The organism is Pseudomonas paracarnis (assembly GCF_904063055.1).
Lineage (GTDB): Bacteria > Pseudomonadota > Gammaproteobacteria > Pseudomonadales > Pseudomonadaceae > Aquipseudomonas > Aquipseudomonas paracarnis.
Map to the genome: position 1 here is coordinate 1 of NZ_CAJFCN010000017.1, position 25684 is coordinate 25684.

Here is a 25684-nt window from a genome sequence, read left to right on the forward strand (position 1 = left end):
CGCGTGACACCATGCCGCGTGGGGTGCTGGGCATGAACGCGGCGATGATGGAGGATTACCTCAAGTTCATCGCGAACCGTCGCCTGTCGCAGATCGGCTTGAAGGAAGAGTACCCAGGCACCACCAACCCGTTCCCGTGGATGAGCGAGATCATGGACTTGAAGAAAGAGAAAAACTTCTTCGAGACCCGTGTGATCGAGTATCAGACTGGCGGCGCGTTGAGCTGGGACTAATCAACACGAACCAAAAAATGTGGGAGCGGGCTTGCCCGCGATAGCGGTGTATCAGTCACGGATGTACCCACTGACACACAGCTATCGCGGGCAAGCCAGCTCCCACATTGGCTATTGTGATCCATAGACTTTGCAAGTAAGCCTTTATGCCCAACCACACCATCAAAACCCCCTGCGTCGGGCTGTGTTCCACCGTCTACGGTGACCTGGTCTGTCGGGGCTGCAAGCGTTATTACCACGAGGTGATCCAGTGGAATGGCTATAACGCCGAGGAAAAACAGGCGGTGTGGCTGCGCCTGGAACAACTGCTGGTGCAGGTGATGGTCAGCAAGCTGGAAGTGTTCGACCCGCACTGCCTGCGACAGCAGCTGGAAGCGCGCAAGATTCGTTTTATGCCGCACCAGTCGCCGTATTGCTGGGCATACCAGTTGATTGCGCGCGGAGCGCGGGTGATTTCCAAGCTGGATGCCTATGGGTTGACGCTGTTACCGGAGTTTCGCGAACGCCACCTGGCGGATTTGCGCGATGCGATAGATCGAGAGTTTTTTCTGCTGTCCGAGGCACATTACGAGCGCTATATCGCCCCGGTTTTCTTGAAAGAGTCATTCGGCCCGGCGCTGATTGCCACGCGCTGACCCACAGTTGTGTTTAAAATGCCGCCCGCCCGATGACTGACCCTTAACGATGAACCCAGACGCACTCGCTACCCTGCACGCCCACTTGCTCACTGCCCTGGCTGACGCGCCCGCAGAAACCCGGCGCCTGTTCCATGGCCGTGGCCGCTGCTGGCCGGGCCTGGAACAACTGACGGTGGACTGGCTGCAAGGGGTGGTGCTGGTGGCGTTGTTCAAGGAAACCGAGCACCTGCAGGCCCTGAAGCAGACGCTACTGCACATCGACTGGGCCGCTTTCGGCGCGCACACCGTGGCCCTGCAACACCGCTACCTGCCGCAAAGCACCACCGAATGGCTGGTGGGCGACGCCATCGACGAGTTGACCATCACCGAGGGCGGCCTGCGCTACCTGATCGACCTGGGTAAAAAACAGAACAGCGGGCTGTTTCTCGACATGCGTTACGGGCGCAACTGGGTACGTGAGCAAGCACAGGGCCAGCGCGTGCTGAATTTGTTTGCCTATACCTGCGGTTTTTCCGTGGCCGCCATCGAAGGCGGCGCCGACCATGTGGTGAACCTGGATATGGCCCGTGGTGCCCTCAGCCGTGGCCGCGACAACCATCGTTTGAATGGGCACGACCTGAGCCGGGTGAGTTTCCTGGGCCACGACCTGTTCAAGTCCTGGGCCAAGGTGACGAACAACGGTCCTTATGACCTGGTGATCATCGACCCGCCCTCCTTCCAGAAAGGCAGTTTCCTGCTGACCAAGGATTACCAGCGCGTGCTGCGCCGCCTGCCGGACTTGCTCAGTGCCCACGGCACCGTACTGGCATGCATGAACGATCCGGCCTTCGGCGAAGATTTCCTGATCGACGGCGTGACCCGCGAAGCACCGGGCCTGCGGTTTGTACAGCGGCTGGAAAACCCACCGGAATTTCCTGACATTGATCCGCAGAGTGGACTAAAGGCACTGGTGTTCCGTCAGGGCTGATGCCGAAACATCCTACGCTTGCTACGCTAACGGATACGCCGGGCGGTGAACCTTATCCTCCCCTTCCCGGTCGATACCTGCATTCCCTGGCCAGACTCGACGGCGCTACGTCGTCGGCTGCCCCGTTTGACCTTTTGGAGAACCGCCCGTGATATCGACCCTGCATGTAGCCAGACTCAAAGCCTGGGGCGCCCACGGCTTTACCGCCACCGGTGTGGTACTGGCCTTTTTGGCCACCCTGGCGCTGCTGGAAAACTCCCCCAAGGCTTGCCTGCTGTGGCTGGGCCTGGCACTGGTGGTGGATGGCGTCGACGGCTCGCTGGCGCGACGGGTGAATGTCAGCACGGTGCTGCCCAGCTTTGACGGCTCGGTGCTCGACCTGGTGATCGACTACCTCACCTACGTGTTCATTCCTGCCCTGTTTATCTACCGCTACATCGACCTGCCCGAGTTCACCCACCTGTTTGCGGTGTCGGTGATCCTGGTGTCGTCGCTGTTCTGCTTTTGCAATGTGAACATGAAGAGCAAGGACAACTACTTCGTCGGCTTCCCTGCCGCCTGGAACGTCGTTGCCCTGTGCGTCTATATCATCCAGCCGGATGCCTGGGTCACCTTGCTGACCGTGATCGGCCTGGCGCTGTTGACCGTGACGCCGATGAAGTTCCTGCACCCGTTCCGGGTCAAGCGTTTCATGCCGATCAACATCGCGGTGACCACTATCTGGCTGCTGTGCAGCTTCCTGATGGTGGTGGATTACCCGAATACCAACCCTTGGACATTTGGCTTGTGGTCGCTGATGTCGGCGTACTTCCTGGGTATCTGCATCTGGCGCACGGCCGTGGAATGGCTGGGCGCGCACAAATAACCAGGCGGGCCCGGTAAAAGATGTGGGAGAGGCTTGCCACCTCCCACATTTGAGTCACATCGCAGTAAGATGCTGGCCTTCTGCGGCCCTCCAACAATAAGCCCTGCCCATGCCCTTCGAACTCAGCGTAGACCTCACCACCCTGGCCATCCTGGCCGTTGTCGCTTTTATCGCCGGTTTTATCGACGCCATCGCCGGCGGTGGCGGTTTGTTGACCACCCCGGCCCTGCTCACCGCCGGTATGCCGCCGCATCTGGTGCTGGGCACCAACAAGCTCAGCTCCACCTTCGGCTCGGCCACCGCCAGTTTTACCTTCTACCGCCGCAAGCTGTTCCACCCACGCCAATGGGTGCACGCCATTGTCGGTACCTTGATCGGTGCACTGACCGGCGCGGTCGTCGCTCATTACTTGCCTGCCGAAACCCTGAACAAGATGCTCCCGGTGATCGTCTTCGCCTGCGGTGTGTACCTGCTGTTCGGGGGCACGCCCAAGGCGCCACTGGATGCCGAGGCACCGATCAAAAAGAAATGGCAAGCCACCCAGGGCTTTGGCCTGGGCTTTTACGATGGCGTGGCCGGGCCCGGCACGGGGGCGTTCTGGACGGTCAGCACGATGCTGCTGCACCCCATCGATCTGGTGAAGGCCAGCGGCGTGGCGCGCAGCATGAACTTCGTCAGCAACGCCGCGGCGCTGACGGTGTTCATCATCAATGGGTCGGTGGACTGGATCGTCGGCCTGGCGATGGGTGTGTCGGTGATGTGTGGCGCGTTCTTTGGCGCACGCAGCGCGATCAGCGGCGGCGCCAAATTCATCCGCCCAGTGTTTATCACCGTGGTGCTGGGCCTGACCGTGCGCCTAGCCTGGCAGCACTGGTTCAGCGTGGCCTAGGCGGCGGGCCACGTAGAGGTCGATCAGGTAACGCGCAATCGAGCGTGACGCCGGCAACGGCGGCAGCTCGTGGATATTGAACCACTGCGCGTCCTCGATCTCGTCGGCCTGGGGAACGATATCGCCACCGGCGTATTCGGCGTGAAAGCCCAGCATCATCGAGTGAGGGAACGGCCAACATTGGCTGCCCATGTACTGGATGTTCTTGACCTCCAACTGCACCTCTTCGCGCACTTCACGGATCAGGCAGTCTTCGGCGGACTCACCCGGCTCGGCAAAACCGGCCAGGGTGCTGTAGACCCCCGTGACGAAACGCGGCGAGCGCGCCAGCAGGATGTCATCGCCACGGGTCACCAGCACGATCATGCTTGGCGAGATGCGTGGATAGCTGCGCAGGTCGCAGGCCTGGCAATACATCGCCCGCTCCCGCGGCACCTGTACCATCGCCTGGCCGCAACTGCCACAAAAACGGTGCTCCCGCGCCCAGGTGCCGATCTGCGCGGCGTAGCCCAGCACCTTGTACAGGGTGTGATCACCTTGCAGCATAAAGCCGCGCAAGCCTTGCCAACTGCACCCTGGCACCTCTGCCGACGCGTTGAGTTCCAACAGGTACACCGGCTCGCCATCGAGATGGCCGATGCCGTGTTCGGCAAACACCGACAGGTCCTGGCGCTTGAGCCATTCGCGCGGGAACAGCGGGCCGTTGGTATCGTGTAAAAAGCCTTCGCGGCTGCGGGCGACGGCCCAGCCGCCGGGGGCGTCGTTGTCCAGCAGCGTTGTGGTAATCCAGCCTGGGGTCATGTCAGTCAATCCACGAATTCGGGTTTCTGCTTACTCATATGGGCCGCGATGGCCACGCGCAGGTCGTTGGATTGCAACATAGCCGAGTTCCAGGTGGCAACGTATTCCAGGCCGTCATTGACTGTGTGGTCACGCATGTAGCTGATCATGGCCTTGGTGCCAGTCACGGCAATCGGCGACTTGGCGGCGATTTGCTGGGCCAGGTCCATGACACCCGCCAGCAGGCTTTGCTGATCGGCAAACACGCGATTGACCAGGCCGATGCTGCGCGCTTCTTCAGCGCCGAATTGACGACCGGTATAGGCCAGTTCACGCAGCATGCCATCGCCGATAATGCGCGGCAGGCGTTGCAAGGTGCCGACGTCAGCGGCCATGCCGATGTCGATTTCCTTGATCGAGAATTGCGCGTCCTCGGCCGCATAGCGCATGTCGCACGCGCTGATCAGGTCGATGGCACCGCCAATGCAGTAGCCCTGGATCGCCGCCAGCACGGGCTTGCGGCAAGTGTCCACGGCGTTGAACGAAGCTTGCAGCTCGAGAATCTTGCGGCGCAGCAGGCGCGCATTGCGACCCACGTCCTTGCCAAAGTCATTGGCGATCGAGGCCAGCATCATCAGGTCGATGCCCGAGGAAAAGTGCTTGCCCGCCCCGCTGAGCACCACGGCACGCACGGCGTCGGTCTCGTCGACCCATTGGAAGATGTCGATGATTTCGGTCCAGAACGCCGCGTTCATGGCGTTGATCTTTTCCGGGCGATTGATCTGCACATGGGCAACGTTGCCACTGAGTTCGACAACGAAGGCTTGGTATTCGGACATGGCAGTGATCCCTGACTGGCGATTGAGAAAGGCCAGACTATATCAAGGGTGCGCCACGGCGCATCGGCCAAAAACGGGACTGGCCACGGTGAAGGAAAAGACGCTGGATAAAACCCGATGCACAGGCCATCCTTTGTGCTTTAAGCCGCGCTGTGCGCGGCGCTCGACGTTTTAAGGATATGCCATGCACGCCCAACCTCTCGCTCCCGCCGATTTCGAATTCATTGACGCCACCTTGCTCAAATACGGCGAAGACCACTCGGTGCTGAACATGGCCGAACTCGACGGTTATTTCACCGCCCTGGTTTCCAGCCCGGCCAAGGTGGATGTGTCCGAGTGGTTCCCGGCGATCTGGGGCGGGCAAAACCCTGAATGGGACAACATGGACGAGGCCCAGGCTTTTCTCGAGCTGTGTGTACGCCATATGAATACCCTGGCCGCGCAATTGGCCACTGACTCCCAGGCATTCAAAGCCCGTTTCGATGAAACCGAACATCAAGGCCAGGCGGTGACCCTTGCCGAGGAATGGTGCTTTGGTTATGTGCGCGGCGTGACAATCGCCAACTGGCCGCCATTGCCCGCTGTACAAGCCGGGCAACTGGAGCGGATTTCCTGGTGCGCCGAACAGGACAATTTCGAACTGCCGGCAGACCTGGATGTAAACGCCCATCAACTGCAGGTCAGCGCAATCGAACCGGCTGCGCGGGCGCTGCATGACTACTGGTTGAGCCAGCGTTAAGGCAGTAGGAGCGCATGCCAATAAATCACGCAGATCACCCACTCACTCGACAAGCATGGCGTGTTTGCCTGATGATTCGGGTCCGCACGTCGGCCACTCCACGCCACCTTGCCTTGACCAGGAGCCTTGTACCTTGAGTTCGCAGAAAACCGTGACCGTTACACCGTCCAACTTCCCCCTCACTGGCAAGGTCGCGCCCCCCGGCTCCAAATCCATTACCAACCGTGCGCTGTTGCTGGCGGCACTGGCCAAGGGCACCAGCCGTTTGAGCGGTGCGCTCAAAAGTGATGACACGCGCCACATGTCGGTCGCCCTGCGGCAGATGGGCGTCACCATCGACGAGCCGGACGACACCACCTTTGTCGTCACCAGCCAAGGCTCGCTGCAATTGCCGGCCCAGCCGTTGTTCCTCGGCAACGCCGGCACCGCCATGCGCTTTCTCACGGCTGCCGTCGCCACCGTGCAAGGCACCGTGGTACTGGACGGTGACGAGTACATGCAAAAACGCCCGATCGGCCCGCTGCTGGCCACCCTGGGCCAGAACGGCATCCAGGTCGACAGCCCCACCGGTTGCCCACCGGTAACCGTGCACGGCGCGGGCAAGGTCCAGGCCAGGCGTTTTGAGATTGACGCAGGTTTGTCCAGCCAGTACGTATCGGCCCTGCTGATGCTGGCGGCGTGCGGCGAAGCGCCGATTGAAGTGGCGCTGACCGGCAAGGACATTGGCGCCCGTGGCTACGTGGACCTGACCCTCGATTGCATGCGTGCGTTCGGGGCCCAGGTCGACGCCGTGGACGACACCACCTGGCGCGTGGGCCCCACCGGCTATACCGCCCATGACTACCTGATCGAACCCGACGCTTCCGCCGCCACTTACCTGTGGGCCGCAGAAGTACTGACCGGTGGCCGTATCGATATTGGTGTAGCCCCACAGGACTTCACCCAGCCCGACGCCAAGGCCCAGGCCGTGATCGCGCAATTCCCGAACATGCAGGCCACGGTGGTGGGTTCACAAATGCAGGATGCGATCCCGACCCTGGCGGTGCTCGCCGCGTTCAACAACACCCCGGTGCGCTTCACTGAACTGGCGAACCTGCGCGTCAAGGAATGTGACCGCGTGCAGGCGCTGCACGATGGCCTCAACGAAATTCGTCCGGGCCTGGCGACCATCGAGGGTGATGACTTGCTGGTTGCCAGCGACCCCGCTTTGGCTGGCACCGCCTGCACCGCACTGATCGACACCCACGCCGACCATCGCATCGCCATGTGCTTTGCCCTGGCCGGGCTGAAAGTCTCGGGCATTCGCATCCAAGACCCGGACTGCGTAGCCAAGACCTACCCTGACTACTGGAAAGCGCTGGCCAGCCTGGGCGTTCACTTGAGCTACTGACACACAAACCTGTAGGGGCGAGCAAGCTCGCTCCTACAACTGAACCTTGCCGGGAGCGTCAATGACCCTTCGCCAACCCTGCCCACCCGGCGCCTGTGTCTGCAACCGTGAACAACTGCTGGAAGCTCCCGGCGCTGATCTGCGCATTCTGCAACTGACGCGACAGCAGGAAAAAATCCTGCTGGAGCGCCTGGAAAACCTCAAGAGCCTGCAAGACCTCGAACACTTGCAACAGCGGATGTACGACCAACTCGGCATCCGCGTCCACATCGCGCCCGGGCATACCGAGGTCAAAAGCATGCGCGGGATCCAGATCGTCATCGACGAACTGCCGGGCATGTGCCGCAAGACTCGCCAGTCGATCCCCGCCTCCATTCGCCGCGGCCTGGAGAAAAAACCAGAGATTGCCTACCGCTTGCTGGACGCCCACGACCTGTTTCGCGACGCTTGAATTATCCCGCGACGGCTTCACGCTCAAACAACCCCTGCCCCACCGCCCGGGCCTTGTGCAAATGCGCCTGGGCCGTGCCACTTTCCGAGTCCAACAACAACTCGGAAGTGAGTACCCGCGCCCCGCAATAATCAAAGATGCCGTAGTCGATCTGGGTATTCATGGCCTTGGCATAACCGTGTCGCTCAAAGGCACTGTCATCAGCCCCACCCAGGGCCAGCAGATGCACCTGCAAATGCCTTAGTTTCTTCTGCACCGGTGTATCGGGGCCGTAATCAATCGCCCAGCCATTGACGAATACGCGGTCGACCCAACCCTTGAGCAATGCCGGCATTGACCACCAGTAGATGGGGAATGCCAGCACCAGCGCGTCGGCGCGATCGATGCGGGCCTGCTCGGCCACCACGTCGGCTGGCGGCGTCGCCCGAGTACGGTGCACCCGATGGTCGGCCGCGCTGTAGCGTGGGTCGAACCCTTCAGCGGCAAGGTCGGCTATTTCAAAGGTGTGGCCAGAGGCGCTCAAGCCCGCGCCCACCTCGGCGGCCACGCTATGGGTGAGGGATTGCGGGTCGTGATGGGCAACAACGATCAGTGCGTGCATGACTTTGACTCCGTTTCGGCTTAATCTACTTTTAGTAAGTTACGTCGAATAAGTTACTTTTGGTATATAAGCATGTCAAGCAATGAATCCCCTGCCCCCCGTCGTCGTTTGTCCCGTGAAGATCGCCTGCGCCAGTTACTCGACGTCGCCTGGCAATTGGTGCGTGACGAAGGCACCGACGCCCTGACCCTGGGCCGCCTGGCCGAGCTGGCGGGCGTCACCAAACCAGTGGTGTACGACCACTTCGCTACACGCGCGGGGTTGCTGGCCGCGCTGTATGCAGACTTCGACGAGCGCCAGGACCAGGTGTTTGCCGATGCCATCGCCACCAGCAAGGCGACTCTTGAGGACCGCGCGTGGGTTATCGCGTCGTCGTATGTCGATTGTGTGTTGTTGCAAGGTCGGGAAATCCCCGGGGTGATTGCCGCCTTGAGCGGTTCACCGGAGTTGGAAGCGTCCAAGCGCGAATACGAGGCGATCTTCCTCGATAAGTGCAGAGACGCGCTGTCGCCCTTCACCCACGGCGGCAGTATTTCCCAGGCCGGGTTGCGCGCCATGCTCGGCGCGGCGGAAGCCCTGTCCCATGCGGCGGCCAATGGCGAGATCAGCCGCGAGGAAGCTCAGCAGGAACTGCTGGAGACTATCCTCGGGATGGTCATGCGCGTCAGGCCGTAGGCAGACGGCCCTGGACGAACAGTTGCGCCTTGCGCGTCAACTGGTCCAGGTGCCGATCACGCTGTTTCTCCGCATCGACCATGGCGCGCTTGCCGTGTTTTTGCAGCAGGTAGGTGTGGATCTGCCGCACTTCCAGCGAGCTGTAGATTGAAGCCACATCCAACACGCCCATCAGCCCATCGGTGCCGTAGTTGCGGGTGTTCATCACGACCTGGGTGCCACGCGCACCGCGTACCTGGAAACCCATGGCTTCGAACACCGCAACCTTCTCTACCGCACAGGCCAGTTCGGCGTGGGGATAACGCGCCAACACCTCGTCCAGCATGCTGCGTGCCACACCCTGGCGACGAAAGCCGGCCTGCACCGCCATAAACGCGATGCCACACGCGTTCGGGTCATCCTTCACCGGCAGGTACAGGCAAAAGCCCACCACCGTCTCGTCTTCCATCGCCACGACCAACTCGACGGCGATGCCCTTTTCGCCATTCAACGCCTCAAGGTACAGGTGTACCTCAAACCCGATGGCGTACTGGTAGATGTTGTAGAGCAGGTTGCTCGGTGCCAGCGCTACGCTGCTGATATCGGTGAGGTTGTCCACCACCATCTGCAGGATCTGGCTGTTGACCGGTTCGGGGCACGGCGTGGTGTAGCGGGTAAGGCTGAACATGCAAATTCCTGGGGTTTCGCGTCAAGGCAGCGGCGATTGTACCTGTTGCGCGCCGCTCATGGCCCGCACACCTCGCGCAAACACGCGCGCAGCCAGCGATGGGCCAGGTCGGCGTCCTGTCGCGGGTGCCACAGCATCGCCACGGTAAATGGCGGCAATGTCACCGGTAGCTCAAAGCAATACAAGCCTCGAGGCGGCACTGTGATATAGCGCTCAGGCACGCTGGCGATCAGGTCGGTATCACGCGCCAGGGCGATGGCCGTGTTGAAACCGGCGACCACGATGCTGACCTGCCGAACCAGACCTTGCGCCTCAAGGGCCTCATCGATCTGGCCACGGTCCTGGCCGCGCCGCGACACGTAGACATGTTGTCCCTGGGCGAAACGCGCTGCGCTCAAGGGGCCGCGGCTCAGAGCATGGCCCTCGCGCACCACGCCCACCAGGCGATCACGGAACAGCGCCTGGGTCAGCACCTCCGGGCTGGCGCCGACATCGACCACACCGGTTTCCAGGTCGACGCCACCGTCGCGCAGCAGCGCACTGTGCTTGTCGCTCTTGTGCACGAAACGCAAGCGCACCCCTGGAGCCTCCTGGGCGATACGCGCGAGCAATGCAGGGCCGAAGCGTTCGACGAACTCCTCACTGGTGCGCAGGGTGAAGGTACGCACCACCTCACCCAAGTCCAGGCTGTGCGCCGGGCGCAATACCGCATGGGCGTCCTGCACCAGTTGGCTAACCTGTTCGCGCAATTGCAACGCCCGGGGCGTCGGCACCAGGCCGCGCCCGGCACGTACCAGCAGCGGATCGCCCGTGGCCGCACGCAAACGCGCCAGGGCCCGGCTCATGGCCGAAGGGCTCAGGCGCAGGCGCTGGGCGGCGCGAGCGACGCTGCCTTCGGCAAGCAACACGTCGAGGGTGATGAGTAAATTGAGGTCGGGCATGCGGGCTCCTGATCAGGCGTTGGGTGCAGCTATAACCTGCAAGCCATGCGTCTTCCGCCATGTTAGGCGACGCCGTAGATTTGTGACAGGTGCATTCACTCAAGGAAACGCGCATGCAAACCTCCACACGCGGCGGCCTGGTCGCCTTGTCGCTGTCCATGTTGCTGGCCGCCCTGGGCACCAGCATCGCCAATGTCGGCCTGCCCAGCCTGGCGCACGCCTTCGGGGCATCGTTTCAGGCCGTGCAGTGGGTGGTGCTCGCCTACCTGCTGGCCATCACCGCCGTGATTGTCAGCGCCGGGCGCCTGGGCGACCGTCTGGGGCGCCGGCGCTTGCTGCTGGCCGGGTTGCTGGTGTTTGCCCTGGCCTGCGCCGGGTGTGCCGCCGCGCCAACCCTGCCCTGGCTGATCGGCGCACGGGCATTCCAGGGCCTGGGCGCGGCGATCATGATGGCGATGACCCTGGGCATGGTGGGTGACACTGTCACGAAAGAGAATACCGGCCGAGTCATGGGCCTGCTGGGCACCCTGTCGGCACTCGGCACGGCCATGGGTCCGAGTGTCGGCGGGGTATTGCTCAGCCTGTGGAGCTGGCGCGCGCTGTTTTTGATCGGCCTGCCCTTGGCGGGTGTGGCTGCCGCCTTCGCCTACCGTTATTTGCCGGTAGATGCTCACCGCCGCGACGCTTGGCCAGGCGATACACTCTGGGCGCCCCTGCGCGATGCGCCGTTGCGCGCCGGCCTGGCCATGAGTGCCCTGGTGTCGGCGGTGATCATGGCCACGTTCGTGGTGGGGCCGTTCTACCTGTCACGTGGCCTGGGCCTCGATCCCGCCTGGATGGGCTTGGCCATGGCCGTCGGGCCAACGGTCGCGGCGGTGACCGGTGTACCGGCGGGTTACCTGACCGATCGCCTTGGCAGCCAACGCCTGACCCTCGTGGGGCTAAGCGTGATGCTGTGCGGGGCCCTGTTGCTGTCGCAGGCGTCCGGGCTTGGCGTTTATCTCGCGGGCCTGATCGTGTTGACGGCCGGCTACAGCCTGTTCCAGGCGGCCAACAACACGGCGGTGATGAGCGATATACAGGCGACACGCCGAGGCACAGTGTCCGGCCTGCTGAATCTGTCACGGAACCTGGGCCTGATTTTCGGCGCCTCGGCCCTCGGCGCGGTGTTCGCCCGCGCCACCCCGGATGTCAGCCTCGCCGCGCCCCAGGCGGTGGCTGCCGGCCTGCACGCCACCTTCGCCATGGCGGTAGGTTTGCTGTTACTGGCGGTGCTGATCGCCTGGAGACGTGGGCATTCCCTGGCCAGCGCGAAGCAGACAAATATTGACAAGCTAAAATCGTAACGACTATTGTCTGACAACCTGATCACCAAGGTTTTCCCATGCTTGAGCTCCAGCGCCCCGATTCGCTTGTCGTACGGGTTGTCAGCGCCATTCGCGCAGAAATCGAATCCGGCCAACTGGCCCCGGAGTCGCGCCTGCCGACCGAACAGCAACTGGCCGAACAACTCAACGTCAGCCGTTCCGTGGTGCGTGAAGCCATTGCCCAGCTCAAGGCCGACGGTGTGCTCACCGCCCGCCGTGGCCTGGGCTCGTTTATTTCGCAGACCCCTGCGGGCACGGTGTTTCGGTTTCCGCAGCCCAACGGGCGACGACCTGACCTGGCGCAGATGTTCGAAGTGCGCCTGTGGATCGAAACCCAGGCCGCTTCGATTGCTGCCCAGCGCCGCGACAGCGCCGACCTGCAGCGCATGAAAAGCGCGTTGCAGGCCATGCAGGACAACCGCGACGACTTTGAAGCCGCAGCCCTGGCCGATGTGGAATTCCACCGTGCCATTGCCGACGCCAGCAAGAATGACTACTTCGTGGCCTTCCATGACTTCCTCAGGAGCCAGTTGGCCAGTGCGCGTAAAACCGCGTGGGAGAACTCGGCGTCGCGCTTTGCCACCGGTTCGGCCGATGCCACCCAGGAACATCAACAGCTCTACCAGGCCATTGCCGACGGCGACGCCCAACGCGCCGCCGCCAGTGCCGAGGCACACCTGCGTGCCGCGGCGCGACGCCTGCAACTGGAATTACCGACCACGAACTGATCCAACTTGTTTGCAGCGTGTCCGCGGACACGCCATTTTTTTAACAAAAACATTAGTCTGACAACCTGATAAGCAGACTGAAATGTACAGCCTAGGTACTTCTGCAATGATTCATGACTTTTGCATTATCGGCGGCGGCATCGTCGGCCTGGCCACCGCCATGGAGCTGCTCAAGCGCCAACCTGGCGCGTCGCTGGTGATCCTGGAAAAAGAGACGGTGCTGGCCAAGCACCAGACCGGCCACAACAGCGGCGTGATCCATGCCGGCATCTACTATGCACCCGGCAGCCTCAAGGCCGACTTGTGCAAGCGCGGCGCCGAAGCCACCAAGCAGTTCTGCCGCGAACACGGGATCAAATTCGAGGTGTGCGGCAAGCTGCTGGTGGCCTCAAGCCCGCTTGAAATGCAACGCATGGAAGCGCTGTACGCCCGTGCCCAGCTCAACGGCATGCAGGTCGAGCGCTTGAATGCCGAACAACTGCGCCAGCGTGAACCGAACATCGTCGGCCTCGGCGGCTTGTTTCTCGATGCCACCGGCATTGTCGATTACCGCCAGGTGTGCGAGACCATGGCCCAGGTGATTCGTCGCAGCGGTGGGCAGATCTGCCTGGAACGCACCGTCACTGCCATCCACGAAAACACCGATACGGTCACCGTCAACACCGAGGGCGAGACCTGGCAGGCCCGCCACTTGGTGGTGTGCGCCGGCTTGCAGTCAGACCGCCTGGCCCGCCTGGCCGGCATCCGTATCGACCATCAGATCATCCCGTTTCGGGGCGAGTACTTCCGCCTGCCCGCCGCCAAGAACAACATCGTCAACCATCTGATCTACCCGATCCCTGACCCGGAGCTGCCCTTCCTCGGCGTGCACCTGACCCGCATGATCGACGGCAGCGTCACCGTCGGCCCGAATGCCGTGCTGGGCCTGGGCCGCGAGAACTACCGCAAGTTTTCGGTGAACTGGCGCGACGTGGCGCAGTACGCCAGCTTCCCGGGTTTCTGGAAAACCCTGTGGCAAAACCTCGGTTCCGGCACCACCGAGATGAAGAACTCGTTGTTCAAGTCCGGCTACCTGGAGCAGTGCCGCAAGTACTGCCCGTCCCTGACGCTCGATGACCTGCTGCCCTACGAGGCCGGCATCCGTGCCCAGGCGGTAATGCGCGACGGTAGCCTGGTGCACGACTTTCTGTTCGCCCAAACCTCACGAATGCTGCATGTGTGCAATGCGCCCTCACCGGCCGCCACCTCAGCCATGCCCATCGGCGCGATGATCGCCGACCGCCTGTTCCACCCCCAGTAAGACCGCACCGCCCGCTCACCCAACAATAACTACAAAGACCCAGAAGGAAGTCCAGCATGTCGGCATCCGCCTCCATTCCCGGTACCGAAACGCCCGAACAAACCCGCAAGCGCCTACGCAAAGTAGCCGCCGCCACCATCTTCGGCTCGATGCTGGAGTGGTATGACTTTTACCTGTACGCCACCATGGCGGCGATTGTGTTTTCGAAGATCTTCTTCGATAACAGCGACCCGAAGACCGCCACGCTGATGGCCTTTTCGACCTTTGCCATCGGCTTTATCGCCCGCCCCTTCGGCGGCATCCTGTTTGGCTACCTGGGCGACAAGTTCGGGCGCAAGCAAGTGCTGGTGCTGACCTTCTGCCTGATGGGCGTGTGCACCACCTTGATCGGCTTGATCCCCAGCTACGCCTCCATCGGCATCTGGGCCCCGATCCTGCTGGTGTTTATCCGCATCATCCAGGGCCTGGGCGCAGGTGCCGAGTTGTCGGGCGCGGCAGTCACCTCCTACGAGCATGCCTCCCAAGGCAAGCGTGGCAGCCAGGGCGCCTGGCCGGCACTGGGCCTGAACCTAGGCCTGTTGCTGTCCTCACTGACTATTTACCTGCTGACCATCAACGGCAACGAGTTCCTGCTGGCCGGCGGCTGGCGCATTCCGTTTATCTGCAGCATCGTGCTGGTAGGCGTCGGCCTGTGGGTGCGCAACAGCATTCCGGAGACCCCACAGTTCGAAGCGCTGAGCACAGAAAAAGCCAAGGCCAAGCCATCGCCTCTCAAAGCCTTGTTCAAGAATGACCTCAAGGGCCTCGCCGTGGTGTTTTTTGTCGCGATTGGCTACAACGCCCTGAGCTACATCTTCAAGACCTTCTCCCTGGCGTACCTGACCCAATTCAAAGGCGTGGACGTGCATGTCACCTCGCTGTCGGTGACCATCGCCAGCATGGTGGCCATCGTCGCCGTGCCCTGCTTCGGCTGGCTGTGTGACAAGTGGAGCAGCAAGACCGTGTTGATGCTCGGCGGGCTGTGCTCGCTGTTGTTCGCCTACCCGTTCCTGGCCCTGCTCAACAGTGGTGAAAGCCTGATGATTTACCTCGCCATCGGGGTGGGCACCGGAATCCTCGCGCCGATGATGTTCGCCCCCCAGGGTTCGTTCCTGAGCCGGCAGTTCCCGACGCAAACGCGCTCATCGGGCTTTGGCACCGGGCGGGAGATCGGCACCGCCATTGCCGGTGGCCTGGCACCGCTGGGCGCGCTGTCGATGGTAGCGGCCTCGGCCACCCACTCCACCGATGGCGTGGTGGTGATCCTCGCGATTTCTGCCTTGTTGGTGGTGGTGTTTGCCCTCTGCGATCAGGGCGCGAAACACTCGACATTCAAGAACTGAGCAAAAAAAGTTCGGACCAACGGGTGCATGGATGCACCTGGATCGCGCATCATGGGCACTTTCAAGCTCAAGGGTAACGTCCATGCGCGTTCTGTCATTGATGATGGGTCTTACGACGCTGGCCGCCACTACGGTGTTCTGCGCCAGCGCGATGGCGAATGAAGAAAGTCAGTTAGTCCAACAGATCAACCAATACCGCAGCCAGGTGCAACGCTGCGGTGACCAGGGTTCCCAGGAGCTTCCGCCGCTGACCAGCGACACGCGGCTGGTGTTGCCGGCCTCCAATGTCGGCGATTTGCAGCAGTCGCTGGCGCGCGCTGCCTACCCGATGGTGAATGTGCAGGCCATCAGCCTGTCCGGGCCCAAGGATGCCGAGGCCGCGATGAAAGCGGTGCGCGAAAGCTTTTGCCGCGTAGTGCTCGACCCGCAATTTGTCGACATCGGCGTCAGCAACAGCGGCCAGGACTGGCGCATCGTGCTGGCTCGCCCGTTGGTGACCAGCGGCCTGGGCGATTGGCAGACCGAAGGCAGAAAACTGCTCGACCTGATCAACACCGCCCGTGCCGAGCCGCGCCAGTGTGGCACCCAGGCGTTCACCGCCACGGCGCCCCTGTCGTGGAACGACACCCTGGCCGGCGCAGCCAACAGCCATACCCGCAACATGGCCAACGGCAATTTCTTCGACCACCTGGACCCCGACGGCCGCACGCCGGGTGACCGCGCCGAGTTGGCGGGGTATATCGCGAAGAATATCGGCGAAAACATCGCCGCCGGCCTCGACACGCCGCGCAAGGTCGTCGACGGTTGGCTCGCCAGCCCCGGCCACTGCGCCAACCTGATGAACCCGCAGTTTCGCGAATTGGGTGCTGCCTACGCCATGGACCCCAAGAGTGACGCGGGCATCTATTGGACGGGCTTATTCGGCACGCAATAAGGTTGGGCGCCGGCCCAACCGGCCAATAATGAAGGCGTGCAAATAGACAGTGAAATCAAAGTGCTATCAGGGAGATAATCGCGCTGAACTGAATGCGGTCATTCCGGTCTGTTGCTAGTCGGTATGACTCTTCAAAGCTAAACAGTACGTAGCAAGCAAGGTGTGAACCCCATGATGAATTGGCTGCAAGGCAGCAGCGAAATGGCAGAGCGGGTTCGTCAGCACGATTGGGCCAGTACGCCCCTGGGGCCACTTGAACACTGGCCCGATGTGTTGAAGACAACCGTTGCGCTGTGCTTCGCGTCGAGTTTCCCCCAGGCCATCGTCTGGGGGCCTCAGTTGATTACCCTCTACAACGACGCGTTCACGCCGATCCTGGGTAGCAAACCCGACGCCTTGGGCCGCCCGTTCAACGAGATCTGGCACGAGGTGTGGGACGATATCAGCCCTATCGCCGACGCCGCGTTCGATGGGCACGCCACCTATATCGAAAACTTCCCGCTGTTGATCCAACGCAACGAAGCGCCGGAACAAGCTTATTTCACCTTCTGCTACAGCCCGATTCGCAATGCCCAAGGTGTAGTGGTCGGTTTGCTCGACACGGTGACCGAAACCACTGCCACGGTGTTCCTCGCCCGTCGTCTTGAAGTGCTGGACGCCATTAGCAATAGCGTGACCAACGCTACCGACGCCGAAACCATCCTGACGTCTACGACTCGCCTGCTGGCCGAACATCTGCAGGTGTCCATCTGTGCCTACGCCGACATGGACGAGGATGAAGATGGCTTCACCATTCGAGGCGACTGGTCGGCGCAAGGCTCGCCGAGCATCATCGGCCATTACAGCCTGGCGGCGTTTGGCGAATGCGCGGTCAACTGCCTGCGTGCCGGCGAGCCACTGGTGGTACGCAATAATCTGATCGAGCTGCCGCCCCATGACGCCGCGAGCTTCCAGGCACTCGGTGTGACGGCCACCATTTGCATGCCCTTGATCAAAGACGGGCGGCTCACCGCACTGATGGCCGTACACGACAAAGTGCCGCGTTTTTGGTCGTCCTACGACATCGCGCTGTTGGGCGAAGTCACCGAACGTTCATGGGCGCATATCGAGCGCGTGCGTGCCGACGCCGCCGTGCGTAAGGGCCTGGCCGCCTATGCGGAACTCAATGCCAGCCTGGAGCAGCGCGTGAATGAGCGTACCCGTGCGCTGGCCGAAGCCGAAGCTGCACTGCGCCAGTCACAAAAACTTGAGGCCATCGGCCAACTGACCGGTGGCGTCGCCCATGACTTCAATAACCTGCTGACCATTATCCGCTCATCCGTGGATTTCCTGCGCCAACCGGGCCTGTCCGAAGAGCGTCGGCAACGTTATATGTGCGCGGTATCCGACACGGTGGAGCGGGCCAGCAAGCTCACCAGCCAACTGCTCGCTTTTGCCCGTCGCCAACCATTGAACCCGCAGGTGTTCGATGTCGGCCAGCGCGTGCAGAACATCGGCGAGATGCTCGAAAGCGTCACCGGCGCACGCATTCATGTGCAGGTGCAATTGCCCGATCGGCCCTGCTATGCACGCATCGACCCAAGCCAGTTCGAAACCGCGCTGATCAACATCGCCCTCAACGCCCGCGATGCGATGGACGGCCAGGGTACCCTGACCCTCAAAGTCGCCAGCGAGCAAACGCTGCCACGTATTCGCGGGGATGCCGAGTCGTGCATGCCCTACATCGCCATTTCTCTGGCCGATACCGGCACCGGGATTCCCAGCGATACCTTCGAACGCATCTTCGAGCCGTTCTTCACCACCAAGGCCGTGGGCAAAGGCACGGGCCTTGGCCTGTCGCAGGTATTCGGCTTTGCCAAGCAGTCAGGCGGCAATATCGATGTGGCCAGCACCCTTGGCCAGGGTACGGTGTTTACCTTGTACCTGCCGCAGGTCGAAGGCGAAGCGGCGCCGGATCAAGACCCGCATACAGACTTGCCAGCGCCGCAAGAGGCTGCTCATCAGCACGTGCTGATCGTCGAGGACAACCTTGAGGTAGGACGCTTCGCCAGCCAGATCCTCAAGGACCTGGGTTACCAGACCACGTGGGCGACCAATGCCGAACAGGCGCTGAACCTCGCCGGCACAGACGTCCAGGGGTTCGATGCGATTTTCTCCGACGTGGTGATGCCCGGCATGACCGGCGTGGCCATGGCCAAGCTACTGCGCCAGCGCCGCCCGGACCTGCCCGTGGTACTCGTCTCCGGCTACAGCGAGGAACTGGCGGACAGCGGCTATGAAGGCTTTGAGTTCCTCGCCAAGCCCTACTCCGCCGACCAGGTTGCGCGAGTGCTGGCAAAGGCGATGAGCAAGGATCAGTCGACAACCGCCACCTGATTGCGGCCCGATGCCTTGGCCTGGTACAGGGCCTTGTCGGCGCTGTTCATCAAGCCGTTCAAATCCAGAGGCTGAGCGTGGGTCGATGCCACGCCCAAGCTTGCGCTCACCCCTTGTACCGGGTCGGCGGGCAAGTGATAAATCGTCTGGAGCAACTGCTCGGCAATGCTGCGTGCGGTCTCCAATGAGGTATTGGGCAGCAGCACTGCAAACTCCTCGCCCCCCAGGCGACCGTAGATATCGGTCTGGCGAAAGGACGCGCTGATCACCGCGCCAATCTGACGCAACACCTGGTCGCCGGCCTGGTGGCCGTAGGTGTCATTGATGGCTTTGAAGTGGTCCATGTCCATCATCAATGCACACAACGGCTGCTGCTCGCGAAGGCACTGGGCATACAGCAACTGAGCCTGTTCGTAGAACGCCCGACGGTTCATCAGCCCGGTCAGTTCATCGGTCTGAGCGGCGCGGGTGGAAATATGATGAGCGCGTTCCATTTGCCTCGTCAGGCGAAAGGCTTTTTCCAGGGCATCGGAGAGTTTGCGCGTGGCACCGGCCACAAACGAAGCAAACACCAGCACCGCCAACGCCACGCCGACCTGCATCGGCGAAGGCTGAAACAGCATCCATACCGTACAGGGAAGCAACACCAGCGCCATCGAGCCCAGCGTCATGTAGCGATAGGCTGAATAACAGGACACCGCGCTGACCGACATGCCCACGGTAAACAGCATCACCAACACCTGGGATAAGCGGTCATCGACCGGCATCACCGCCAGCGCCCCGCCGCCCCAGATACCCGCCGACAGCATCAGCGTGACCCAGTAGCGGCGTTCCCAACGGGCGGGCGTGCGCGCCGCGTCAGGGCAGCGAAACCATTGCACGAACAGATGCAGGCGCACCAATGACGAGCCCGCCAACAGTACCAACCACACCAGGATGACCTGATGATCGAACCGATCCCAGCACAGCCAGCAGAGCATGACGGCGCCCAGGTAGCTGCCGAAGATCGCCGAGAATGATTGACGAAACAGCTGGTGCAAACGGTCGGTTCGCACCTGCTCTTCAATGGAGTGACCCTGGTCCTGCCCGAGGCTATTCATGGGGTTGGCCTGTTTGACCGGCGACGGCAAAGGCGCCATTGTGGCACCTTGCCAGCAAGCCGAACAGCGGCATACGCCGCGCTAGAGCGTTTCAGGCTCTTGAGGTCGCAAAATCAGCACGCCCAGGGGCGGCAGGTTCAAAGACAACGACACCGGTTGCCCATGGCGCGGCTCATCCTGGGTAAACACGGCTCCGCCATTCCCGTAATTGGAGCCGGCGTAGGTATCGGCATCACTGTTGATCACCTCACTCCAACGCCCACCAAACGGCACACCGACTGCGTAGCCTTCACGGGGCACCGGGGTGAAGTTGGCAACCACCAACACCGGCTTGCCACCCTTGCTCCAGCGCAGCCAGGCGTAGACGCTGTTGATCGCGTCATCACCGATCAGCCATTGGAAGCCCTGGGGCGCATCGTCCTGTTCGTGCAACGCCGGTTCTTCGCGGTACAGGCGGTTCAGGTCGCCAACCAGCTTCTGCACCCCACGGTGCTCGGGGTATTGCAGCAAATACCAATCCAGTTGCTGGTCGTGGTTCCACTCGCGCCATTGGCCAAATTCGCAGCCCATGAACAGCAGCTTCTTGCCGGGGTGCATCCACATGAAACTGAGGTAGGCGCGCAGGTTGGCAAATTTCTGCCAGCGGTCGCCGGGCATCTTGTCGATCAGCGAGTGCTTGCCGTGCACCACCTCATCATGGGAAATCGGCAGGATAAAGCGCTCCGACCAGGCGTACACCAGCCCGAAACTCAGCTCGTTGTGATGATGGGCGCGGTACACCGGGTCTTGCTGGATGTAATGCAGGGAGTCGTGCATCCAGCCCATGTTCCATTTGTAGTTGAAGCCCAGGCCTCCCTGTTGGGTCGGCTGGCTGACGCCGGGCCAGGCCGTGGACTCCTCGGCAATTACCAACGCGCCCGGCGCTTCAAGGGCAACCACGTCGTTCAGGTGCCGCAAGAAATCGATGGCTTCCAGGTTCTCGCGGCCGCCATGACGGTTGGGCACCCATTCACCGGCCTTGCGCGAATAATCGCGATACAGCATGGAGGCCACTGCGTCCACACGCAGGCCGTCCACGTGGAAATGCTTGAGCCAGTGCAAGGCCGACGCGAGCATGAAACCGTGGACCTCGGTGCGGCCCAGGTTGTAGATCAGCGTGTCCCAGTCCTGGTGAAAACCTTCCAGCGGGTTGGCGTATTCGTACAGCGCGGTACCGTCAAATTGCGCCAGGCCGTGGGTATCGGTGGGGAAATGCGCTGGCACCCAATCAAGGATCACGCCGATATCGGCCTGATGGCAGGCATTGACGAACCAGGCAAAGTCTTCCGGCGAGCCAAAGCGCGCGCTGGGGGCAAACTGGGATAACGCTTGATAACCCCACGAGCCACCAAAGGGGTGCTCCATGATCGGCATCAGTTCGATATGGGTGAAGCCCAATTGTTGAACGTAAGGAATCAGCCGCTCGGCCAATTCGCGCCAGCCATATTGCCGAGCCACTTCACCGGCCTCGTCCAGCTCGCACTGCCAGGACCCCACATGCAGCTCGTAGATCGACAACGGCGCGGTGGCTTTCTGCTTGTCTCCCCGCGATTGCATCCACTCATGGTCCTGCCAATCCACCTGCAAAGGTGCGGCGACCTTCGAGGCGGTGTCCGGCGGCAGTTGGGTGGCCAGCGCCACAGGGTCGGCCTTGAGCGGCAGAATGCCGTGGGCACCGAGAATTTCATACTTGTAGGCCGCGCCCGGTTGCAGGCGCGGGATAAAGATTTCCCACACCCCCGATGGATGACGCAGGCGCATCGGGTGGCGGCGCCCGTCCCAGATATTGAAGTCGCCCACCACCGAAACCCGCCGGGCGTTCGGCGCCCACACGGCAAAGCGCACGCCTTGCACGCCATCGACGCTGACCACCTGAGCCCCCAGGCAGTTGCCCAGGTCACGGTGATTGCCTTCGGCAAACAGGTACAGGTCCATTTCCCCCAGCAGCAATTGGCTGAAGCTGTAGGGGTCTTCGGTGATCTGCTCACCGCCGGCCCACTGGATTTTCAGCAGGTAGGGCTGGCGAGTGCTGAAGTGCCCAATAAACAGGCCTGGCACCTGGGTGGCATCGAGGCTGCCAAACGGCTCACCTGTGTCACGCGCCAGTACCTGGACACTCAGGGCCTCGGGCAGGAACGCACGGATAAACTGGCCGCCCTGCTCGTCATCATGGGGCCCCAGGATCGAAAAGGGATCGGGGTGCTCGGCGCGCACCAGCGCATCGACGTCCTTGGACGCCGGCAATGCAGTCAACTTGGGCTGCAGCGGTTCTCTCTGTGTAAAACTCATGACGTCTCCCCACCGCGTACAGGTTTAGATATAGGTGTCAGCCCGCTCAACAAGCCGTGCAGCCCTTGCAGGGGCACCGGCAGCCAAGTCGGGCGGTTTTCTGCTTCGTAGGCCACTTCGTACGCGGCCTTTTCCAAGCTGAACAAGGTCAGCGCTGCGTCTTGGCCGTTGGCATCCTGCCAGTCATGCGCCAGTGTAGACGCAGCGGCCTGGTAAGCCTGGGTAAATGCTACGCGGGCTTCATTCAGGTAGCGGTCGGTCACGCGTTTGCGCGCAGCGTTCGCTTCTGGCGTGTGATCCACCCCTTGTACATTCAGCGCCATGGCCGCGGCATAATCAAAGGAACGCAGCACACCGCTCACATCTTTATAAGGGCTGTGTTTGCCGCGCCGCTCATGCAGCGGTCGCGCCGGTTCGCCCTCGAAGTCGATCAAGTAGGCATCGCCCTTGACCACCAATACCTGGCCCAGGTGCAAGTCACCGTGGACGCGAATGCGCAATCCGCCCGCCGTGGCTTTGGCCAACGCCTGGACATGCGCCGCGATGGCTTTTTTCTGCGCCAGTAATTCACTGACCAACGCCTGGTCGGCGGGGTTCAACTGGCTTTGATTAAGCTTGAGCAACTGCAAGGCACGGTCGATCTGGGCGCCGACATCCTTGGCCCAGGCTTGGGTGTCTTTGATTGTGGTGGGTTCGGGTTTGAAGGCCTTGTCGGCCGTTGGCGCACCCAGCACCAGGTGCATTTCACCCAGGCGCTGACCGAGCAAACCGGCAAAATCTGCCAGTTCCCCGAGGGCGTTGTAATGCTGTTCCTGTTCAGAGATCGCGTCGGCCAGCTCATCGCGGATCGCCCGCTCCAAGTTGTTCTGGGTCCAGCTCCAGGCATCGCCCTGATTGCTCAAGTAACCCTGGGCAATCATCAGCAAGTTGTCCTGTCCCTGCCCGTCCTGGCGGCTCATAAAGCCCAGCAGCGGCGAGATGTTCGGGTAGCCAGCGGCGGTCAGGTACGCACTCATTTCCAGCTCCGGGTGCACGCCGGCGCTGACTTTGCGAATCAGCTTGAGCACCAGACTCTCACCGACCACCACCGAGCTGTTGGACTGCTCGGCGGACAAGTAACGCACCGGCGATTCACGGGTCAGTTGCAATGCGGCCAAGTGATGAGTGGCCTCGAATCGCAGATCGCCGTCAGGGGTATTGAGCACGGTGCCGGCCTGCATGGCCTGGATCACCTCAAGGATAAAATGCTCAAGGCTGAAGGCATCGGTCACCAAACCTACCTGGCGGGTGCGTCGCACTCGGGCCAACGCCAATTGCTGGGGCAAGGCGCTGGTGAACTGGTCTTCGCCAAGGAAGCCCAAGGGCAGTTGGTAGCGGCTGACCTGGCCGGCACTGGTCACTTCGATCTCACTGAGCAACACCGGATGCTGCGGGTCGCCAAAACGCACGCCATATGCGATGTGCACCGTGTCGATTGCCGTATCTTTGCCGGCAAACCAGCGCCGCTTGGGCAGCCAGGCGGGCAGTGACGTATGTTCCAGGCTGGTGCGGCAAGGTTCTTCGAGTAGCTCTTCCATGCGTTTTTTCAGTACCAAAGTGGTGAAGTCGGGCATGCTTTGCGCCGGTTCCACATGCCAGCTGGGCATCTGGTTTTCCGCTGCCAGCACGAACCAATAGAAACCATAGGGCGCCAGGGTCAGCAGGAAATTCAGCTGGCCGATTGGCGGGAAGGCATTACCGCCAAGCATCTCCACCGGCACCATGCCGGCAAAGGCCGACAGGTCCAGCTCCGCCGCCTGGGCGCTGCGCGACACGTTGGCCACGCACAGGATGATCTCGGTGTGGCCGTCTTCACCGGTGTATTCACGGGTGTAAGCCAGGATGCGCCGGTTAGTCGGCGAGAGCATTTTCAAGCTGCCACGACCAAACGCCTTGGACTGCTTGCGCACTGCGAGCATGCGCCGGGTCCAGTTGAGCAATGAATGCGGGTCCTGGGCCTGGGTCTCGACGTTGACCGACTGGTAGCCGTATTGCGGGTCCATGATCGGCGGCAACACCAGACTGGCCGGGTCGGCACGGGAAAACCCGCCATTGCGGTCGATGGACCATTGCATGGGCGTGCGCACGCCGTCACGGTCGCCCAGGTAGATGTTGTCGCCCATGCCGATTTCATCGCCGTAGTACAGGGTCGGCGTGCCCGGCATCGACAGCAACAGGCTGTTGAGCAATTCCACCCGCCGACGATCGCGCTCCACCAGCGGCGCCAGGCGTCGCCGAATGCCCAGGTTGATGCGGGCGCGGCGGTCTGCGGCGTAGTAGTTCCACAGGTAGTCGCGCTCTTTGTCGGTGACCATTTCCAGGGTCAGCTCATCATGGTTGCGCAGGAAAATTGCCCACTGGCAGTTGGCGGGAATCTCCGGGGTCTGGCGCAGAATGTCGGTAATGGGGAAGCGATCTTCCTGGGCCAACGCCATGTACATGCGCGGCATCAGTGGAAAGTGAAAGGCCATGTGGCATTCATCGCCGTCATCACCCTTTCTATCCCCAAAGTACAGCTGCGTGTCTTCCGGCCACTGGTTGGCTTCGGCCAGCAGCATGCGGTCGGGATAATGGGCATCGATCTCAGCGCGGATCTGCTTGAGGACGTTGTGGGTTTCCGCCAGGTTTTCGTTGTTGGTGCCGTCCCGTTCGATCAGATAGGGAATGGCGTCCAGGCGCAGGCCGTCGATGCCCAGGTCGAGCCAATAGCGCATCACCGACAGCACCGCTTTCATGACCTGCGGGTTATCGAAGTTGAGGTCCGGTTGGTGCGAGTAAAAGCGGTGCCAGAAGTACTGGCCGGCCACCGGGTCCCAGGTCCAGTTGGACTTTTCGGTGTCCAGGAAAATAATGCGTGTGCCGTCGTATTTCTGGTCATCGTCCGACCACACATAAAAGTCCCGCGCCGCCGAGCCTGGCTTGGCCTTGCGCGCACGCTGGAACCAGGGGTGCTGGTCGGAGGTGTGGTTGATCACAAGCTCGGTGATCACGCGCAGCCCGCGTTGATGGGCTTGGGCAATAAAGCGCTTGGCGTCGGCCATCGTCCCGTAGTCGCTGTGCACGCCGCGGTATTCGGCAATGTCGTAGCCGTCATCACGGCGGGGAGACGGGTAGAACGGCAGCAGCCAGATGGTGTTCACGCCCAGGTCAGCGATGTAGTCGAGTTTGGCGATCAGCCCAGCAAAGTCACCAATGCCGTCGTTATTGGAGTCGAAATAGGATTTGACGTGTACCTGGTAGATCACCGCGTCTTTGTACCAGAGCGGGTCTTTGATGAAGGTGGCTGCCTTGGGTTTCTTGGCCATTGCAAACTCCTGAAAATACAAAGTTCTCGAGGATCGTTCCCAGGCTCCGCGTGGGAATGCAGCCCCGGACGCTCCGCGTCCCAAGCGCGACGCAGAGCGTCCAGTGAGGCATTCCCACGCAGAGCGAAGTGAGGCGTTCCCACGCAGAGC

General features: G+C 61.7%; 23 protein-coding genes. 15 read left to right on the forward strand and 8 right to left on the reverse strand.

The window, feature by feature from the left end:
* The 5 genes from JMV15_RS24885 to JMV15_RS24905 all read left to right on the forward strand — a co-directional run.
* Nucleotides 1-233 (forward strand): ribonucleotide-diphosphate reductase subunit beta (locus tag JMV15_RS24885; protein ID WP_176902628.1); only part of this gene is annotated, 233 nt, incomplete at its 5' end.
* A gap of 146 nt (nt 234-379) precedes the next feature.
* Nucleotides 380-868, forward strand: a complete 489-nt coding sequence (locus JMV15_RS24890; RefSeq protein WP_038450334.1) for a DUF1289 domain-containing protein — start codon at nt 380-382, stop codon at nt 866-868.
* Between the two features lie 49 nt (nt 869-917).
* A complete protein-coding gene (locus tag JMV15_RS24895; RefSeq protein WP_014718665.1) occupies nt 918-1838 on the forward strand; it encodes a class I SAM-dependent methyltransferase in 921 nt (306 codons plus the stop codon).
* A 148-nt stretch (nt 1839-1986) separates the two neighbouring features.
* Nucleotides 1987-2703 (forward strand): phosphatidylcholine synthase, encoded by a 717-nt coding sequence (pcsA, locus tag JMV15_RS24900; protein ID WP_014718666.1) that lies wholly within the window; start codon nt 1987-1989, stop codon nt 2701-2703.
* 109 nt (nt 2704-2812) lie between these two features.
* Nucleotides 2813-3592 carry a TSUP family transporter gene (locus JMV15_RS24905; protein ID WP_003191011.1) on the forward strand — a complete coding sequence of 260 codons (780 nt, stop codon included), beginning with the start codon at nt 2813-2815 and terminating at the stop codon, nt 3590-3592.
* On the opposite strand, the gene nudC is transcribed toward JMV15_RS24905, so the two are convergent.
* The gene (nudC, locus tag JMV15_RS24910; RefSeq protein ID WP_032901605.1) at nt 3560-4393 is read right to left on the reverse strand and encodes an NAD(+) diphosphatase; all 834 of its coding nucleotides are present in this window, start codon (nt 4391-4393) and stop codon (nt 3560-3562) included. The genes JMV15_RS24905 and nudC overlap by 33 nt on opposite strands.
* 5 nt (nt 4394-4398) lie before the next feature.
* Nucleotides 4399-5211, reverse strand: a complete 813-nt coding sequence (locus tag JMV15_RS24915) for a crotonase/enoyl-CoA hydratase family protein (protein WP_032901606.1) — start codon at nt 5209-5211, stop codon at nt 4399-4401.
* A gap of 184 nt (nt 5212-5395) precedes the next feature.
* On the opposite strand from JMV15_RS24915, the gene JMV15_RS24920 reads away from it, so the two are divergent.
* The 3 genes from JMV15_RS24920 (at nt 5396) to JMV15_RS24930 (ending at nt 7791) form a co-directional block, all read left to right on the forward strand.
* A complete protein-coding gene (locus tag JMV15_RS24920) occupies nt 5396-5950 on the forward strand; it encodes a UPF0149 family protein (RefSeq protein ID WP_019816886.1) in 555 nt (184 codons plus the stop codon).
* A 133-nt stretch (nt 5951-6083) separates the two neighbouring features.
* Complete coding sequence (locus JMV15_RS24925) at nt 6084-7340, forward strand: 3-phosphoshikimate 1-carboxyvinyltransferase (protein ID WP_038450337.1); 1257 nt, start codon at nt 6084-6086, stop codon at nt 7338-7340.
* A gap of 61 nt (nt 7341-7401) precedes the next feature.
* Entirely contained in the window at nt 7402-7791 is a 390-nt protein-coding gene (locus JMV15_RS24930) for a hypothetical protein (RefSeq protein ID WP_019816884.1), read from the forward strand.
* Nucleotide 7792: 1 nt separating this feature from the next.
* Here JMV15_RS24930 and JMV15_RS24935 read toward each other — a convergent pair whose 3' ends face one another.
* A complete protein-coding gene (locus JMV15_RS24935) occupies nt 7793-8392 on the reverse strand; it encodes an NAD(P)H-dependent oxidoreductase (RefSeq protein WP_014718672.1) in 600 nt (199 codons plus the stop codon).
* 72 nt (nt 8393-8464) lie between these two features.
* On the opposite strand from JMV15_RS24935, the gene JMV15_RS24940 reads away from it, so the two are divergent.
* On the forward strand, nt 8465-9067 hold the full coding sequence (locus JMV15_RS24940) for a TetR/AcrR family transcriptional regulator (protein ID WP_014718673.1): 603 nt from the start codon (nt 8465-8467) through the stop codon (nt 9065-9067).
* Here the strand turns inward: JMV15_RS24940 and JMV15_RS24945 are convergent.
* Together JMV15_RS24945 and JMV15_RS24950 are read right to left on the reverse strand one after the other, a co-directional pair.
* On the reverse strand, nt 9057-9734 hold the full coding sequence (locus JMV15_RS24945) for a GNAT family N-acetyltransferase (protein ID WP_014718674.1): 678 nt from the start codon (nt 9732-9734) through the stop codon (nt 9057-9059). The genes JMV15_RS24940 and JMV15_RS24945 overlap by 11 nt on opposite strands.
* A 56-nt stretch (nt 9735-9790) precedes the next feature.
* A complete protein-coding gene (locus JMV15_RS24950) occupies nt 9791-10675 on the reverse strand; it encodes a LysR family transcriptional regulator (protein ID WP_038450339.1) in 885 nt (294 codons plus the stop codon).
* Between the two features lie 113 nt (nt 10676-10788).
* Between JMV15_RS24950 and JMV15_RS24955 the strand changes: the two genes are divergently transcribed.
* The 6 genes from JMV15_RS24955 to JMV15_RS24980 all read left to right on the forward strand — a co-directional run bounded on the left by JMV15_RS24955 (nt 10789) and on the right by JMV15_RS24980 (nt 18762).
* Complete coding sequence (locus JMV15_RS24955) at nt 10789-12021, forward strand: MFS transporter (RefSeq protein WP_014718676.1); 1233 nt, start codon at nt 10789-10791, stop codon at nt 12019-12021.
* 38 nt (nt 12022-12059) lie between these two features.
* Nucleotides 12060-12770: a FadR/GntR family transcriptional regulator gene (locus JMV15_RS24960; protein ID WP_019816878.1), complete on the forward strand. Its 711-nt coding sequence runs from the start codon at nt 12060-12062 to the stop codon at nt 12768-12770.
* A 106-nt stretch (nt 12771-12876) separates the two neighbouring features.
* On the forward strand, nt 12877-14070 hold the full coding sequence (gene lhgO, locus JMV15_RS24965; RefSeq protein WP_019816877.1) for an L-2-hydroxyglutarate oxidase: 1194 nt from the start codon (nt 12877-12879) through the stop codon (nt 14068-14070).
* Between the two features lie 56 nt (nt 14071-14126).
* Nucleotides 14127-15452, forward strand: a complete 1326-nt coding sequence (locus JMV15_RS24970; RefSeq protein ID WP_038450343.1) for an MFS transporter — start codon at nt 14127-14129, stop codon at nt 15450-15452.
* A gap of 82 nt (nt 15453-15534) precedes the next feature.
* A complete protein-coding gene (locus JMV15_RS24975; protein WP_014718680.1) occupies nt 15535-16386 on the forward strand; it encodes a CAP domain-containing protein in 852 nt (283 codons plus the stop codon).
* Nucleotides 16387-16557: 171 nt separating this feature from the next.
* Nucleotides 16558-18762, forward strand: coding sequence for a GAF domain-containing protein (locus tag JMV15_RS24980; protein WP_038450345.1), 2205 nt, complete (start codon nt 16558-16560; stop codon nt 18760-18762).
* Here the strand turns inward: JMV15_RS24980 and JMV15_RS24985 are convergent.
* The 3 genes from JMV15_RS24985 to treS are packed head-to-tail and all read right to left on the reverse strand — an operon-like array spanning nt 18741 to nt 25534.
* Nucleotides 18741-19901, reverse strand: coding sequence for a GGDEF domain-containing protein (locus JMV15_RS24985; protein WP_019816876.1), 1161 nt, complete (start codon nt 19899-19901; stop codon nt 18741-18743). The genes JMV15_RS24980 and JMV15_RS24985 overlap by 22 nt on opposite strands.
* A gap of 42 nt (nt 19902-19943) precedes the next feature.
* Nucleotides 19944-22190 carry a 1,4-alpha-glucan branching protein GlgB gene (glgB, locus tag JMV15_RS24990; RefSeq protein ID WP_014718682.1) on the reverse strand — a complete coding sequence of 749 codons (2247 nt, stop codon included), beginning with the start codon at nt 22188-22190 and terminating at the stop codon, nt 19944-19946.
* Nucleotides 22187-25534 carry a maltose alpha-D-glucosyltransferase gene (gene treS, locus JMV15_RS24995; RefSeq protein WP_014718683.1) on the reverse strand — a complete coding sequence of 1116 codons (3348 nt, stop codon included), beginning with the start codon at nt 25532-25534 and terminating at the stop codon, nt 22187-22189. The genes glgB and treS overlap by 4 nt, the downstream gene beginning before the upstream one ends.
* Nucleotides 25535-25684: the final 150 nt, after the last annotated feature.